We start from the raw sequence: 16172 nt of genomic DNA on the forward strand, positions 1-16172 counted from the left end.
TAGAACTTACATTCTGTTCTCATTTTCGATTTTAACTTTTCTAGTTCTCCTATCCTGTTTTTAGGAGTTAGAAAATGTTGTTACAACTACTTACTCTCCCTTAACAAAGCCAATAATTTTTCAGCTTCTGCCATAATAGTATTGTTGTCCTGGGAGCCAAATAGCAGGTTATTTTTTAAGCCAGTGAGAGTTTCTTTGGCATTGGACTTGATAATGGGGTCTTGGATCTTTGCAAGTAGCTCTTCAGCCTCTCTCAGTTTTTCTTCAACCTTTTCAGTTTCAACCTGAGGTTCTTCTGGTTCCTCTGGTGATTCTTCTTCTGGCTCCTCAGTTGGTTTTGGAGATTCTGGTTTCTCACTCTGAGGTTTCTCTTCGCGAGGTTTTTCTTCCTCAGGTTTTTCTGTACGAGGTTTCTCCTCTGATGGTTTTTCCGTTTGATTGGTATCAGCTTGACCATTTTGGTTTCTTTGAACATGGTCACTTGCATTCCCCCAACCACTATCTGAATGCGGACGTTCGTTTGGATGTTCGACATAGTACTTGACAGTCGCAAAGAGATCCTCAAGAGTATACCCCTTAGGTGCCTCATAAAGTCCTTCGTCAAACCACTCAAATTTGATGTTATGGTAATGATCATAATGAGGAATGATTAAACTACCGTTTTTAACTTCCACGGTATGTTGGAGATTGTAAGGCATACGATCAAGCGGCACCTTTTTAGCTGCTTTCACGCGGTTGTAGATAGCTTCTGCTCCTTTAGCCTCCGTATTTCCTGGATTCTGATGGTCTGTTGAAGGAGGAGTCAAACCTTTCTCTTTAGCATAAGCCTGGGCTGCCGCTCTTTCGGCTTCAGACAAACTATCTTTTTTAATCCAATGGCTATGGGTCATATGTGGAGTTACATAGGCATCCCCCTCATCACTGGTGATATCACGAGGATCAAAGATATAGCCATCTTCTGTTGTATACTTGCCTGCCAACTTGGCTACTTGAATCTCATCATCTGTGTAAGCTATTTGCGCATTTGGTTTTCCTAAACGTTCTGGATGACGAATCGGTGCTAGATAGGCCAAAATATCATCCACCAACTTGACTTTATCACTTGAAGCATCATTGAGTCGTTCCAAGAGTTTATCCAAAGCGTCAAAATCAACTTTACGACCTTTATTATCAAGTAAGTCCTGATGAATTCTTGCTAGTAAATCATAAGCCTTATTGTAAAATCCTCGATCACCAGATGGGAGGTTGGTTTTCTTAGCTCCGAGTTTATGAGACAAACTTTCTTGCTTGGCTAGTTTACTATCAATGGCTGCTGCAGTTTCTGCTGAAAGTTCCTTGGCAGGAATATAACGAGAGATTCCATTCTCCTCAAATACATAGCCATCAGCTACTTTTCGAATCACCTGTTTAACCAATTTTTCATCAATTGGATTGCTTGGAGTTGGTTGAGGAGTTGGTGCAGGTTGTGGGCTTGGACTAGGTTCCGGAGTCGGTTGTGGACTTGGTTGTTCTGGTCTTGAATCCGGCACCCTATGGCTCGAACTGTACTGTAGAGGAATAATACGAGCGATTCGTTCTTCCAATTCAGACATCTGTGTATAAGGGATGAAATGGTAATGGTTCCCATGAGGCACAGCAACTCCTCTAGCTGTTCGACTTGTAATCTGTGCTGGGTCGAAGACAAGGCCATCAGATTCTACGTGTCGTTGGCTGAGCGGCAAGGCGTAAAGTTGTTTCAGAAGGCTATCAATATCCTCATCACTTTGACTTGCTTGACTATCGTCACTACTGTTGTTAGATGTGTTCGTGTTCGTATAGCCACTGCCTTGGTTATTATAGGATGGGCTCCATCTATCTACATCGCTGCTAGCACTGTTGTTATTGGTACGGCGATAAGTAGGCGCCTTTGATTGGCCACTTCTACCAGATAGAAAGGCTTCTGCAGCAGCCAATTCGCTGGCTGATAACTCGCTCTTAGGAATGTAATGGTAATGGTCGCCATGAGGAACGATATAAGCATCACCAGTATCTTCAATGATATCGGATGCATTAAAGATGTAACCATCATCTGTGGTGTAGCGTCCCTGTGAACGTGCCAAGGCTACCGCACCATCGTTTGCTGAAGTCCCTCTTTCACGATGCTGACTATGTTCTTGTTTTTGCCGATTGATTTCTTCTTTCGTACGGACATTATCCGCATGTGCAGTGTCCTTAAGGTAAACATAGTATTTTCCATCTACCTTGATAACATAACCGCCCTTGATTTCACTGACAATATCCTCGTCCTTGAGCTGGTAGTTTGGATCCTTCATCAGCAACTCTTCACTGATGATGGCATCATAAGGAACCTTGCCATTGTAATAATGATAGTGGTCACCATGTGAAGTGACATAGCCTTGGTCTGTTATCTTGATGACGATTTGCTCGGCATTGATGCCTTCTTTCTTGCTAACCTCATCAGGAGTCAGATTCTCCGTTTTTTGCGCAGTTTGTTTACCATCAACGTAAGACACACGGTTATTTTCCTTGACCGTTCTGGCTTGATACAGTCCCAACTCGTAAGAGCAAACACTTAAAATTAAAGCTACCGCAGAACCAGCAAGGTATTTTTTATTAATTTTCATCGAAACTCTCTTTCTTTTTTAATATTTCTATTTGCAATTCATTTCTAAATTGCAGAAACTCCTCTCTATTAATTAACTGGTTAATAGTTTACTCCTAAATTTGCAACTTGTCAAGAATTTTATGAACCAGTTAAGTATTTTTTTGTTCTGACCACAACTTTCTCAAGATTGGACTTTATATAAGAAAAATTAGCTTGAAAATTCTTTAAAAAAATCCCTGCAACTGAGTTGCAAGGACTTTTCGATTAATCAAAATTAACGTATTCTTTTTGAAGTTCAAGAACTTCTTCCATTGTTGAGCATTCTGTAAGGGCACGGTTTGCGTACTCTTCCATCTTAGCTGTATCGAGTTTCTTCATCAAGCTACGTGTACGAAGTACTGATGTTGCTGACATAGAGAACTCATCCAAGCCCATTCCGACAAGAAGTGGAACAGCCTGTTGGTCACCAGCCATCTCACCACACATACCAGCCCATTTACCTTCAGCGTGAGCTGCTTTGATAACGTTGTTAATCAAACGAAGGATTGATGGGTTGTATGGTTGGTAAAGGTATGAAACTTGTTCGTTCATACGGTCTGCTGCCATTGTGTATTGGATCAAGTCGTTTGTACCAATTGAGAAGAAGTCAACTTCTTTGGCAAATTGGTCTGCAAGCATTGCTGCTGCTGGGATTTCGATCATGATACCAACTTGGATATTATCCGCAACTGCAACACCTTCAGCAAGAAGGTTTGCTTTTTCTTCATCAAAGACTGCTTTCGCTGCACGGAATTCTTTCAAGAGTGCAACCATTGGGAACATGATACGCAATTGACCGTGAACAGAAGCACGAAGAAGGGCACGGATTTGTGTACGGAACATAGCATCTCCAGTTTCAGAAATAGAGATACGAAGGGCACGGAATCCAAGGAATGGGTTCATTTCGTGAGGCATATCGAAGTAAGGAAGTTCCTTATCTCCACCGATATCCATTGTACGAACAACAACAGGTTTACCGTTCATTCCTTCAAGTACAGCCTTGTAAGCTTCGTACTGCTCGTCTTCTGTTGGGAAGTCTTGAGAATCCATGTACAAGAACTCTGTACGGTAAAGACCAACAGCTTCAGCACCGTTGTCATTGACACCTTCAACGTCTTTTGGAGTACCGATGTTGGCAGCCAATTCAAAGTGTTTACCATCCGCAGTTACTGTTTTAGCATCTTTCAAGAGCGCCCATTCAGCTTTTTGCTTCGCATAAGCTTCACCAGCAGCCTTGAATTCAGCCGCTTGCTCATCAGTTGGGTTGATAATAACCTCACCAGTGATACCGTTAACAGCAAGAATGTCACCCTCTTTAACGATTTCAGTGATGTTGTTTGTACCTAATACTGCTGCAATTTCAAGTGTACGCGCCATGATAGCTGAGTGGCTTGTACGTCCACCAATGTTGGTTACAAAAGCTTTTACAAAGTTTTTATCCAATTGAGCTGTATCTGAAGGAGTCAAGTCATGCGCAATCACAATCACTTCTTCATTGATAGAAGCTGGGTTTGGCAATTTTTTACCAAGGAGATTTGCCAATACACGTTTTGTAACGTCGCGGATATCCGCTGCGCGTTCTTGCATGTATGGGTTGTCTTCCATGCCTTCAAAGATAGTGATAAACATGTCTGTTACTTCTTTCAGACCTGCTTCTGCATTCACTTTCTTCGCACGGATTGTTTCCTTGATTTGGCTGATCATTTCTGGGTCAGCAAGAACCATTAAGTGAGCGTCAAAAACTTGAGCTGCTTCTTCACCGAGCGTACCTACTGCTTTCTCGCGAATAACAGAAAGCTCGTCTTGTGATGCCTGTAGAGCGGCATCAAGGCGAGCTTCTTCTGCGTTTGTATCTTCGACTGTAACAGTCTCAAATGACAAATCCGGTTGAACGAGTAGATATGCTTTTGCAACTGCAACACCGTCAGATGCTGCGATTCCTTTAAGCATTTCTGTCATTTTCCTTATGCCAATCCTTCTTTTTCCATAGTTTCAGTGATTGCAGCGATTGCATCGTCAGCATCTGCACCTTCAGCTGAAATTGTAACGTCAGCACCTTGGCCAACACCAAGACTCATAACACCCATGATTGATTTAAGGTTTACTGATTTACCTTTGTACTCAAGAGTGATATCTGAAGCAAATTTGCTAGCTGTTTGAACCAACAATGTTGCTGGACGTGCATGAATACCTGTTTCTGCCACTACGTGGAAATCTTTAGAAGCCATAGTTTGACTCTCCTTTAATTGTTTCTTATTTGGATTATATGTGATAACCCTTACAAGACTGTATTATATCACCTTCTAGATAATTTTTCAAGTATTTTATGGACTTTTACTGAAAATGAAATTGCTTCTTTTTCTATCATACAGGTACTATGGGAAATTTAGGCACTAATTATTAAAAGAATATTACCTTCAAAATTCCAATTTTCAAAGCTATTTTCCCTTAATACCAATCAGAGGACAATCCTAGTAAATAATGAAATAATACTATTTAACTATAATTAATATAACTCAGTAAATCTATTATTTGAAAAGACTTCATCAAATACTAAATACTGAAATTCTAAAACCTACTCTTACCATCAACAGTAGAGAATTTATCCAATTTGCTACTTAAAGTAAAATAAGTTTGTAGCCCCTAACAGTAAAAAGGTAGATATATCTAAGTGGTATAAGTAGAACTAAAACTTTGATTGATTCCATTCAAATAAAGTATCCAACCAATCAAAAACGACATTATGGGCGAGTCTTAGATTATTGACTTGGCAATGAGCGTCCGCACCACTTTCCGCCTCAAATACTTGAAGTTTAGTTTGTTGATTTTTAGATTTAAGTGCTTCATAAATTACCTTAGTTTGATGCTGCAGTTCAGCACCCTCACCCTTTCCCATAATAAACAGGCATGGGCATTGAATTTTTTGATAATCCACAATCTTTGCATGGTTAAATACATCATCAATAGCACTCTTAAAATCAGAAGTACCAAACTGCCATGCATACTTTTTAAGATTTAAATTTGCTGATTCATTCAAATTTCCAGCTAATTTTAAAATGGCATTTATTAACCAACTAGGTGCTTTCAAACTTGATCCAAATTCTTTTCTGAAAAGTTCTGCAACGTCGTAAATAGGGGTACTAGCAATCCAAGCATGAATTCTTGGATCCTTTTCGACAGCTTGTGCGGTAAAATATCCCCCTCCGCTGACACCATAAATAGCTAAATAATTTAGTTTAGGATTTCTATTTTCCAACCAGTCTATGCATAATGAAATTGGAATAGAAGCATCCACATCAAAGACCAGCCCTCTACTAGGATTGCTCCCTTGACCAGGAAGGTCAACCATTAAAACATTATAATTTCGTATCCAGCCAGGATATCCTGCAAAGTAAAATAAATCTTCGCGATAAGTATCACCTCCACCAATCATGATTAGCGTTGGACAATTATCGCCGCTATGAAGATAATACCCAGGCAAGTAAGAACCCTGATAGGGAATAGTTAGTTTTTCAATCGGTACACCTAGTGAATGAATTGCACTAGAAAACACCTTCTCCATTTGACGAACGGTCGGTAAATACTCGTCAGAAAATGGATCGGTAAACTGAATTGCCGAGCGAAGTGAGTAGGTCTGTGCAAGATAATACTGCGCCTTTGTTTGTTCACTCAATCCTGAATTACTTGCTTCTTGTTCAAGGTAGTTTACATGCGATAAAAATACATTTTTCCAGTCATCAGGCTTTGGTGAGTTCCCCAATCTTTGAGCAAGATAATAAAGCTCTCCATGAGAGAAACCAAAAATTTCACCGATTCCTAACAACCAATTAAAGAAAAAATCCGTATCACCATTCTTAAAAAATATTTGAGTTGATTGCCGTTTTAAAATAACATCATTTTCTTTCACCACGCGCCTCCTAATTCTGTGTTCTTTCATTTATTTAATCTAATTATAATCTGATAACATTCTCTATCAAACAAAAGCATCCAGATATCCATTTTTTAATCTTATAATCACATGTAGTATATCACATAAAATGAACTTTCTCAAACATTGTATTTATATACTCCTTATAAAAGGATACGAAACTCATAAGTATCCTATATAAAATTAACCAATGATCCATTTTTATGAATACAGCATAATCTGTCATTTCCACTTTTGTTATATTTTAGATATTCTAATACAAAATATTGGGACATCTTGTGTGGAAAATTTCTTTTTTTCGTAAATATCACAGTTTCTGTTTTATTAAAGCATTGTCTCAGCTAGACTTATTCCTGTTCTTACGATTTTTGCTATTTTCTTCGTTTTCCTTTCAGATAACTTGCTGAAAATCTTCTATTTATCTTACCAATATACAGTATATAGTTTTTTTGTTTTGATAAACTTTGATAGTTCAATGAAAACCCAATTTTACACTCTGACAAAACACTATATATTGTGCTTTGTTTTTGAAACTGTAACTTTTTAGCACAAGATTTAGTTTAAAAAGTTTGACAAAGTTTTTTTTTCTGATATACTAAGAAAGTAATCTATTTTGAAAGAGGAGTTACGAAAATGGTAACCGTTTATTCTAAAAACAACTGTGTCCAATGTAAGATGACCAAGCGTTTCTTGGACAGCAACAATGTCGCTTATCGTGAGATCAATCTCGACGAGCAACCAGAGTACATCGATCAAGTTAAAGAGCTCGGTTTCAGCGCAGCTCCTGTTATCCAAACACCAACTGAAGTCTTTTCAGGTTTCCAACCAGGAAAACTGAAACAATTAGCATAATCTTAGTACATCATCCAGAAGAGATTGCTTCTAGGGCTAACTTAGAGGCCTTTCTTTTGTAATTAGATAAGGGAAATTTTATGGGATTAAAACATCTTGAGGACGTAACTTACTTCCGTCTCAATAACGAAATCAACCGTCCTGTCAATGGACAAATCATGCTTCATAAAGATAAAGAAGCCTTGGATGCTTTCTTTAAAGAAAATGTAGTTCCAAACACTATGGTTTTTGATTCAATCACTGATAAAATCAACTACCTCATTGAACACAACTACATTGAAACAGCATTTATCAAGAAATACCGCCCAGAATTCTTGGAAGAATTGTCTCAATTTATTAAAGATCAAAACTTCCAATTCAAGTCTTTCATGGCTGCCTATAAGTTTTACAACCAGTATGCCTTGAAGACTAATGACGGTGAATACTACCTTGAAAGCATGGAAGACCGTGTCTTCTTTAACGCACTTTATTTTGCTGACGGGGATGAAGCAATTGCGACTGATATTGCCAATGAAATCATCCACCAACGCTACCAACCTGCCACTCCTTCCTTCTTGAATGCTGGTCGTGCTCGTCGTGGAGAGTTGGTATCTTGTTTCTTGATTCAAGTAACTGATGACATGAACTCTATCGGACGTTCCATCAACTCAGCTCTCCAACTTTCACGTATCGGTGGTGGTGTGGGAATTTCCCTCAGCAACCTTCGTGAAGCTGGCGCACCTATCAAAGGTTATGAAGGTGCTGCTTCTGGTGTCGTACCAGTTATGAAGCTTTTTGAAGACAGCTTCTCTTACTCAAACCAACTCGGTCAGCGTCAAGGTGCTGGGGTTGTCTACCTCAACATCTTTCACCCAGATATCATCGCTTTCCTTTCAACTAAGAAAGAAAATGCCGATGAAAAAGTTCGTGTTAAGACTCTTTCACTCGGTGTTGTAGTACCCGATAAGTTCTACGAATTGGCTCGTAAAAATGAAGAAATGTACCTCTTCAGCCCGTACTCTGTAGAACTTGAGTATGGTGTGCCATTCAACTACATCGACATCACTGAAAAATACGATGAATTGGTCGCAAATCCAAATATCCGCAAGACAAAAATCAAGGCGCGTGATTTGGAAACTGAAATCTCTAAATTGCAACAAGAATCTGGTTACCCTTATGTAGTCAACATTGATACGGCTAACCGTGCGAATCCAGTAGATGGTAAGATTATCATGAGTAACTTGTGTTCTGAGATTCTTCAAGTTCAAGAACCAAGCTTGATCAACGATGCTCAAGAATTCCTTCAAATGGGAACAGACGTTTCATGTAACCTTGGTTCAACCAACGTGGTCAACATGATGACTTCACCTGACTTTGGTCGTTCTATCCGTGCGATGGTTCGTGCTTTGACTTTCGTTACAGATAGTTCACACATCGTAGCTGTCCCTACTATCGACCACGGAAACAGTTTAGCTCACACCTTTGGTCTTGGTGCCATGGGGCTTCATAGCTACCTTGCCCAACAACTGATTGAGTACGGATCACATGAGTCAATTGAATTTACAAGCATCTACTTTATGCTTATGAACTACTGGACCTTGGTAGAATCTAATAACATAGCGCGTGAACGTGGTATCACCTTCCACAACTTTGAAAAATCAGACTATGCTAACGGAAGCTACTTCGACAAGTACGTGACAGGCGAATTTGTTCCAAAATCAGACCGTGTTAAAGAACTCTTCAAAGATGTCTTTATTCCAAGTGCTGCTGATTGGGCTGAACTTCGCGAAAAGGTTCAAGCAGATGGTCTTTATCACCAAAACCGCCTTGCTGTAGCTCCAAATGGTTCTATCAGTTACATCAACGATGTTTCTGCTTCTATCCACCCGATTACGCAACGTATTGAAGAACGCCAAGAGAAGAAAATCGGTAAGATCTACTATCCTGCTGCAGGTTTGTCAACAGATACTATCCCTTACTACACTTCTGCTTACGATATGGATATGCGTAAGGTGATTGATGTATACGCTGCTGCAACTGAGCACGTGGATCAAGGACTTTCACTCACCCTCTTCATGCGTAGTGATATTCCAAAAGGTCTTTACGAATGGAAGAAAGAAAACAAACAAACGACACGTGACTTGTCTATCCTTCGTAACTATGCCTTTAACAAGGGCATCAAGTCAATTTACTACGTCCGTACCTTTACAGACGACGGTGGGGAAGTCGGTGCAAACCAATGTGAAAGCTGTGTGATTTAATTGCAATCTGAGCCAACCAAATTCCCTCAGACTACTGATTAAAGGATTACACTAGAATAAACTTGGACAAGCATCTAAAATACTAGGAAAAATGAAAAGTCGGTCTTCCGACTTTTTGTGCGATACTCTTCTCAGACTATGATAAAATAGAGAGGATTCTATCATCGCATTATTATATACAGAAAGAGATTTCAAATGGAAACTTACTACAAAGCCATTAACTGGAATGCCATCGAAGATGTCATCGACAAATCAACTTGGGAAAAGCTGACGGAGCAATTCTGGCTCGACACTCGTATCCCCTTGTCAAATGACCTTGATGACTGGAGAAAACTTTCAAACAAGGAAAAAGACTTAGTAGGAAAAGTCTTTGGTGGTTTAACCCTTCTTGATACCATGCAATCTGAAACAGGGGTCCAGGCTCTTCGCTCAGACATCCGTACACCGCATGAGGAAGCTGTTTTCAACAACATCCAATTTATGGAATCTGTCCACGCTAAATCATATTCATCAATCTTCTCTACCTTAAACACCAAGGCTGAGATTGAAGAAATTTTCGAATGGACTAACACAAATCCTTACCTACAAAGAAAAGCAGAAATAATCAATGAAATCTACCTCAATGGTAGTCCTCTTGAAAAGAAGGTTGCCAGCGTCTTTCTTGAAACCTTCCTCTTCTACTCTGGTTTCTTTACACCACTTTACTATCTCGGTAACAACAAACTTGCCAATGTTGCGGAAATCATCAAGTTGATTATCCGTGATGAGTCTGTTCATGGTACCTACATTGGTTACAAGTTCCAACTTGGTTTTAATGAACTACCTGAAGAAGAGCAAGAAAAACTCAAAGAATGGATGTACGACTTGCTCTATACCCTCTATGAGAACGAAGAGGGTTACACTGAAAGTCTCTATGACGGTGTTGGTTGGACTGAAGAAGTTAAAACCTTCCTTCGCTACAATGCCAATAAGGCTCTGATGAATCTTGGACAAGATCCACTCTTCCCAGATTCGGCTGATGATGTCAATCCTATCGTCATGAACGGTATTTCAACAGGAACTTCTAACCACGACTTCTTCTCTCAAGTCGGAAATGGTTACCTCCTTGGTGAAGTTGAAGCTATGCAAGATGAGGATTACAACTACGGTTTAGACTAATTTGATCAATCGTTCAAAATATCATGGTTTGTTTAAAACAACCATGGTATTTTTGTTTTTGTTTTATTTTGTTTTTTTCTATTTGATTGATTGAGTGTTTTATGGTAAGATAATAATAGTAGAAATCGAGGTGATAAGGATGCTAAAGCAAGAAAAACTAGATAGTATTCTAGAAGCAGTAAACACAAAAGGCACTATTACTGTAAAAGAGATTATGGAGAGTCTTGATGTATCAGATATGACAGCTCGCCGCTACTTACAAGAATTGGCAGATAAAGATTTGCTGGTTCGTGTGCATGGTGGTGCTGAAAAACTTCGTACAGGTTCTCTATTAAACAACGAACGCTCAAACGTCGAAAAACAAGGCTTGCAGATTGCTGAAAAACAAGAAATTAGCCGTTTTGCCGGTCATTTGATTGACGAAGGTGAAACCATTTTTATCGGACCAGGAACAACCTTAGAATGTTTTGCTCGTGAGCTCCCTATAGATAATATTCGTGTTGTAACAAACAGCCTTCCTGTTTTTCTCATCCTAAACGAACGAAAACTAACAGATTTGATTTTGATTGGTGGAAATTATCGCTCTATCACTGGAGCTTTTGTGGGAACACTTACCCTGCAGGATTTAGCCAATCTTCAGTTTTCTAAAGCTTTTGTAAGTTGTAATGGTATCAAGGATAAAGCTATTGCTACTTTCAGTGAAGAAGAGGGCGAGGTTCAACGAATCGCCTTGAACAATGCCAATAAAAAATACTTACTGGCAGACCACAGCAAGTTTAATAAGTTTGATTTTTACACTTTCTACAATATCTCAGAGATTGATACCATCGTTTCAGATTCCAAACTGAGTCAGGAAACATTTGAAGATTTGTCGAAACAAACAACCATTCTTTTATCAAAACCATAAAAATTCCCCTGCCTTTTGGCGGGGAATTTTTGTTGAATTTTATTCAATAAGTTGTGTCTCAGCTAGTTTCTTGTACCAGTGAGCTGATTTCTTAGGATAACGCTCCTGGGTTTCAAAATCAACATAGAAGAGACCGTAACGTTTTTCATAACCGTTTGACCATGAGAAGACATCCATCAATGACCAGATGAAGTATCCTTTTACATTAGCTCCATCTGCAATCGCATCAGACAAAACTTCCAAGTGTTGCTTCACGTAATCAATACGACCATCATCGTAAACAGTGTTATCAACAAACTCATCTTTATAGCCGAGACCATTTTCAGTAATGTAAATCTTCTTGTAGTTAGGATAATCTTTCTTCACACGCATGATTTGGTCATACAAACCTTGAGGGTAGATAATCCAATCCCAATCCGTACGTGGTACATAATCAGGAGCTACACGACGACCAACGCCTTTGATTTGGTATTTAGAGCTTCCTTTCTCACCCTTCCCATTGTGGATGATTTCAGTTTCTCCATCAAAGGCTTCCATCCAGTCACTCATATAGTAATTGATTCCAAGGAAATCATTCAAGTCTTTTGCAGCTTCTAATACTTCGAAATCTTCTTCACGAAGATCTAAGCTACCACCATTGGCAGCCAAGATAGCCTCTACCCCTGCCAGGGTCTTTTCAGAGTAGTGACCCAGATAAGTTGCATCCAAGATAAATTTATTATGGATAATGTCCTCCAACTCTGCCGCAATAACATCTGCAGGATTTTCAGGATCAAGTAGGTACTTGGTTGGGAGAGCGTGCACGACACCAATTTCCCCTTTATAGCCTTTCTCTTTGTACAATTTTACCGCGCGTGCATGAGACACCATCATATTGTGGTGCGATTGGAAAACTTTGGCAAGATCGTACTGGATACCTGGAGGGAATTTCCCAACCAAATACTGACCATCTCCTATCGGCCCAATTTCATTAAAGGTTGTCCAAAAGTTAACTTCAGGAAACTCTTCAAAACAGAAAGCCGCGTAGTCTACAAAGTGTTCAATGTTTTCACGGTTTAAGAAGTCTCCATTTGAATGTAGAGCTTCTGGCGTATCAAAGTGATGAAGAGTTACAAAGGGCTCAACATGACGTTTGTGGCACTCTGCAAATAGATTATGATAGAACTCAACCCCCTTGTCATTAACTTTCCCATAACCAGTTGGAAAGATACGTGACCAAGCGATTGAGATACGGATACCATTGACACCATACTCTTCTGCAAGTTTGAGGTCTACTGGGTATTTGTGATAGAAATCACTGGCTGGTTCAGCAGTGTACCAGTAGTTATCTTCAAGATATTTATCCCACGCTACTGGTCCTTTACCATCAGTATGTGTAGCACCTTCTGCTTGATAGGCAGCTGTTGCGCCACCGAAAATAAAGTCTTTTGGAAGTGTTTTTGTCATTTGATTCACCTTTCAAGAAATAGAAATGAGATGGGGATATAGTTGGGAGGAATTACTCCATCTCACTTCTTCGCTCTTTACCTTTTATTCTTCGAACTGCTCTTGAACAAAGGCAAGAGCGCCTTTTCCATCGCGAGTCAGTTTAATGTATTGGCCACCTTCTGTCTTGGCAAGTTTGATACCAAGTTTGTCAGTTTCGGCCTTCATGTCTTCAAAGTTTGAAGCAACTTGAGGAGCAAGGATAACCAGATCAAACTCAGGCAACATTTCACGGTGAGCACCATAGCCACCAGCTGCTGCTTTAACAGGAACCTTGTACTCCGCAGCTGCTTTGTTTAGAGCATTTGCAAGGAGACCACTTGTACCTCCGCCTGCACAGAGAACGAGAACATTGGTTTCTTCAGTAATTGTGTTTTGCGCTGCTTCTACACCAGCTTTTTCAAGAATCGCATCTGCTTTAGCAGTATTGAAGTTTGCAGCTACTTTTTCTTTTAATTCATCATTGGCTTTACCAGAACGTTCTTCTTCAAGGATTTGTTCATCATAAACCTTGAGGAATGGATAGTAAATAGCTACGTCAACAAGAATTAACAAAGCAGCAAGTACAAATGACAAGAATTGGAAGTTTGTACCGAGAACAATACCGAGCGGACCTGGTGTTGTCCAAGGAAGGTTGGCAGTAAATGAGTTCATGCCAAGCGTTTCAATAAAGAATTTAAAGATCCATACGTTGGCAATTGGCGCAAAGATAAATGGAATAAAGAAGATTGGATTCAATACAAGCGGTGCACCAAACAAGATTGGTTCATTTACACCAAAGAAAGTTGGAACTACTGAAGCACGTCCGATTGCACGGTTTCGTTTTGATTTGGTCAACCACATGAACATGAATGGAACAACCAGTGTCGCACCAGTACCACCCATGGTAACGATAAACATTTGTGTACCAGAAGTAAGAATCTTGTCAGCGTGCATACCTTGTTGGAGAAGGTTCAAGTTGACTTCGGCATTTGCATAGGTAATAGCTGCGATTGCTGGTTCAACGATAGATGGTCCATGGATACCCACAAACCAGAAGAAGGCAAAGGCCCCAAAGATAATGGTAATACCCAGATAGCCATCCGCGGCTGAGAATAATGGTGCAAAGAATTTACCGATTGATTCTGCTACACTGGCTCCAACAAAATGACGAGCTAATAAATCAAGAACATATAGAGAAACAACTGAAAGAGTGAATGGAATCACATCTTTAAAAACTTGTGAGATATTTGGTGGAACTTCGTCAGGCATACGAATAGTTACGTTGTTCTTAACACAAACCTTATAGATGGCTACAGTAACAAAGGCAGCAAGGAAGGCTGAAAGCAAACCTTTTGTCCCCAAGAATCCAGTAGCTAGACCATTTTCGATAGGATCAGCTGCCAACATCAACAAACCAACAATTGCTGCCAAAAGTGTTGACATATAGTTGATTTGATTGGTTTTTTCCATGCTACGGTTTACTGAGTCGGTCAATGACTTAGCTGTTGTACCAGCTACCAAGAGAGCTAGAATCCCCATTGAATAGCTATAAGGTTTCATGAGGAGATTAACAACATCATCAGACCATTTAAAGCCCCATGAGTTAGGAACAAAGGCAATCAAGATAAAGATACTTGAGAAGAGAATAACAGGCATCCCTGCAATGAAACCATCACGGATAGCACGAAGATAGATATTACGAGATAGTTTTTCAAAGAAAGGTTTCCCTTTCTCGATAAAAGCAATTAATTTATTCATTACTTAACTCCTCTCTTATAGAGTTCGATTAAATGGTGCATCAAATCTTTTAACAAGATAGTCGTCATCAAGTGGTCTTGGCCATGCATCATGGTTACACTATAGGCCAAATCTTCACCAGCTGCTTCCTTAGTCAATAGACTTGTTTGCGCGTGGTGTGCCTCCGCGATGCAAGAACCAGCTTCATCGACTAAGCTATCTGCTTTCGCAAAATCGCCAGCTTCAGCAGCCTTCAAGGCTTCCAATAGTTTTGAACGTGCATCGCCAGCATAGGCTACGATTTCAAAACCTAACAATGTTACTTCTTCTCTATTCATGATAGAATTCTCCTTATGTATTTTTAATTAAATTTTTATGACAATAAACGTTGGATATGTAGAACTAGATAAACTCGTTCACTTTTATACAAATCAAGACCCGTATGTTGCGTAATCACATCATAGATCTTGGAACCAATCTCGAACGCTTTTGGATAGGATTGTTTAATATGATCTTCCATATCCAGAAGTGATTGATTATCATCTCTGGAACGGTCTAAATAATCCAAAAAATAGTTGAGATGAATCATAAAACGATCATAGAAATGATTATTCTCTTTGGTTCGTTGAATTGCATAACCCTTTAGCACTTCTTCAACATTCCTGAGAATTTCTTTCCTCTTATCAATCGACTCAACAACTTCCACTTCATTCTCACCTTCGGCATTGATAAAATGATAAGCAATCCGAATAATTTCGTCTTCAGGGAAATTTTCTGTCAACTTCTGACGATAGATTTCAAAGGCTTCCTTTGCGATTTGAAAAGCGACAGGATACTTAGTGGAAATATCTGGCAGATTACTATCCTTGTACCTTCCTTGTGCTAGAGCTTGGTAAGAGCAGTAAATATGATCTGTCAAGGTTACGTAGAGATACTCTTGAATCGGATAATGATATTTCTTTGATAGCTTATCAATGATTTCATAAGTCACTGTGATAAAATCAAGCGGAACATCTTTGAGGAGAGCCATAAAGTTTTCCCTAGACTCCTCTGTCTTCATCCGAAAGATTTTCTCAACTTGATCTTCAGAAATTAAATCCCCCTTCTTTTTCCCAAATGCAATCCCCTTACCAATCACAATCACTTCTTCTCCCTTATCATTTCTGACAAGAGAGACGTTGTGATTCATTGGATTTAGAATTCGATACATGGCAACCTCCTTTTATCTCTTAATGGTAT

General features: G+C 39.4%; 12 protein-coding genes. 4 read left to right on the plus strand and 8 right to left on the minus strand.

Going from position 1 to position 16172, the window contains the following annotated elements; translation table 11 throughout:
* Positions 1–86: 86 nt before the first annotated feature.
* The 4 genes from Q4443_RS02135 to Q4443_RS02150 all read right to left on the minus strand — a co-directional run bounded on the left by Q4443_RS02135 (position 87) and on the right by Q4443_RS02150 (position 6551).
* The gene (locus tag Q4443_RS02135) at positions 87–2624 is read right to left on the minus strand and encodes a pneumococcal-type histidine triad protein (protein ID WP_049518619.1); all 2538 of its coding nucleotides are present in this window, start codon (positions 2622–2624) and stop codon (positions 87–89) included.
* 245 nt (positions 2625–2869) lie between these two features.
* The gene (gene ptsP, locus Q4443_RS02140) at positions 2870–4603 is read right to left on the minus strand and encodes a phosphoenolpyruvate--protein phosphotransferase (RefSeq protein ID WP_049489689.1); all 1734 of its coding nucleotides are present in this window, start codon (positions 4601–4603) and stop codon (positions 2870–2872) included.
* 5 nt (positions 4604–4608) lie between these two features.
* Positions 4609–4872, minus strand: a complete 264-nt coding sequence (locus tag Q4443_RS02145) for a phosphocarrier protein HPr (RefSeq protein ID WP_000146948.1) — start codon at positions 4870–4872, stop codon at positions 4609–4611.
* A 458-nt stretch (positions 4873–5330) separates the two neighbouring features.
* Entirely contained in the window at positions 5331–6551 is a 1221-nt protein-coding gene (locus Q4443_RS02150) for a S9 family peptidase (protein WP_000661897.1), read from the minus strand.
* 654 nt (positions 6552–7205) lie between these two features.
* Here Q4443_RS02150 and nrdH point away from each other — a divergent pair.
* From nrdH to Q4443_RS02170, 4 genes are all read left to right on the plus strand, one after another.
* On the plus strand, positions 7206–7424 hold the full coding sequence (nrdH, locus tag Q4443_RS02155) for a glutaredoxin-like protein NrdH (protein WP_000259240.1): 219 nt from the start codon (positions 7206–7208) through the stop codon (positions 7422–7424).
* 80 nt (positions 7425–7504) lie between these two features.
* Positions 7505–9664, plus strand: a complete 2160-nt coding sequence (nrdE, locus tag Q4443_RS02160) for a class 1b ribonucleoside-diphosphate reductase subunit alpha (RefSeq protein ID WP_303407879.1) — start codon at positions 7505–7507, stop codon at positions 9662–9664.
* 195 nt (positions 9665–9859) lie between these two features.
* Positions 9860–10822 (plus strand): class 1b ribonucleoside-diphosphate reductase subunit beta, encoded by a 963-nt coding sequence (gene nrdF / locus Q4443_RS02165; RefSeq protein ID WP_000451378.1) that lies wholly within the window; start codon positions 9860–9862, stop codon positions 10820–10822.
* A gap of 139 nt (positions 10823–10961) precedes the next feature.
* Entirely contained in the window at positions 10962–11729 is a 768-nt protein-coding gene (locus Q4443_RS02170) for a DeoR/GlpR family DNA-binding transcription regulator (RefSeq protein ID WP_042902319.1), read from the plus strand.
* Between the two features lie 39 nt (positions 11730–11768).
* Here Q4443_RS02170 and lacG read toward each other — a convergent pair whose 3' ends face one another.
* The 4 genes from lacG to Q4443_RS02190 form a co-directional block, all read right to left on the minus strand.
* Complete coding sequence (gene lacG / locus Q4443_RS02175; RefSeq protein ID WP_303407880.1) at positions 11769–13175, minus strand: 6-phospho-beta-galactosidase; 1407 nt, start codon at positions 13173–13175, stop codon at positions 11769–11771.
* A gap of 84 nt (positions 13176–13259) precedes the next feature.
* Positions 13260–14954, minus strand: coding sequence for a lactose-specific PTS transporter subunit EIIC (locus Q4443_RS02180; RefSeq protein WP_049518614.1), 1695 nt, complete (start codon positions 14952–14954; stop codon positions 13260–13262).
* The gene (locus tag Q4443_RS02185) at positions 14954–15271 is read right to left on the minus strand and encodes a PTS lactose/cellobiose transporter subunit IIA (protein WP_001078317.1); all 318 of its coding nucleotides are present in this window, start codon (positions 15269–15271) and stop codon (positions 14954–14956) included. The genes Q4443_RS02180 and Q4443_RS02185 overlap by 1 nt, the downstream gene beginning before the upstream one ends.
* A gap of 35 nt (positions 15272–15306) precedes the next feature.
* Positions 15307–16143 (minus strand): PRD domain-containing protein, encoded by an 837-nt coding sequence (locus Q4443_RS02190; protein ID WP_000285733.1) that lies wholly within the window; start codon positions 16141–16143, stop codon positions 15307–15309.
* Between the last annotated feature and the right edge of the window lie 29 nt (positions 16144–16172).

It is taken from the genome of Streptococcus sp. GP0011 (assembly GCF_030546305.1).
Taxonomy (GTDB): domain Bacteria; phylum Bacillota; class Bacilli; order Lactobacillales; family Streptococcaceae; genus Streptococcus.

Bases quoted from the DNA above. Each gene is read 5' to 3' on its own strand.
- lacG (WP_303407880.1), bottom strand. From the start codon at position 13,175: ATGACAAAAACACTTCCAAAAGACTTTATTTTCGGTGGCGCAACAGCT.
- nrdE (WP_303407879.1), top strand. From the start codon at position 7,505: ATGGGATTAAAACATCTTGAGGACGTAACTTACTTCCGTCTCAATAAC.
- nrdH (WP_000259240.1), top strand. From the start codon at position 7,206: ATGGTAACCGTTTATTCTAAAAACAACTGTGTCCAATGTAAGATGACC.
- ptsP (WP_049489689.1), bottom strand. From the start codon at position 4,603: ATGACAGAAATGCTTAAAGGAATCGCAGCATCTGACGGTGTTGCAGTT.
- Q4443_RS02180 (WP_049518614.1), bottom strand. From the start codon at position 14,954: ATGAATAAATTAATTGCTTTTATCGAGAAAGGGAAACCTTTCTTTGAA.
- Q4443_RS02190 (WP_000285733.1), bottom strand. From the start codon at position 16,143: ATGTATCGAATTCTAAATCCAATGAATCACAACGTCTCTCTTGTCAGA.
- nrdF (WP_000451378.1), top strand. From the start codon at position 9,860: ATGGAAACTTACTACAAAGCCATTAACTGGAATGCCATCGAAGATGTC.
- Q4443_RS02135 (WP_049518619.1), bottom strand. From the start codon at position 2,624: ATGAAAATTAATAAAAAATACCTTGCTGGTTCTGCGGTAGCTTTAATT.
- Q4443_RS02185 (WP_001078317.1), bottom strand. From the start codon at position 15,271: ATGAATAGAGAAGAAGTAACATTGTTAGGTTTTGAAATCGTAGCCTAT.
- Q4443_RS02170 (WP_042902319.1), top strand. From the start codon at position 10,962: ATGCTAAAGCAAGAAAAACTAGATAGTATTCTAGAAGCAGTAAACACA.
- Q4443_RS02145 (WP_000146948.1), bottom strand. From the start codon at position 4,872: ATGGCTTCTAAAGATTTCCACGTAGTGGCAGAAACAGGTATTCATGCA.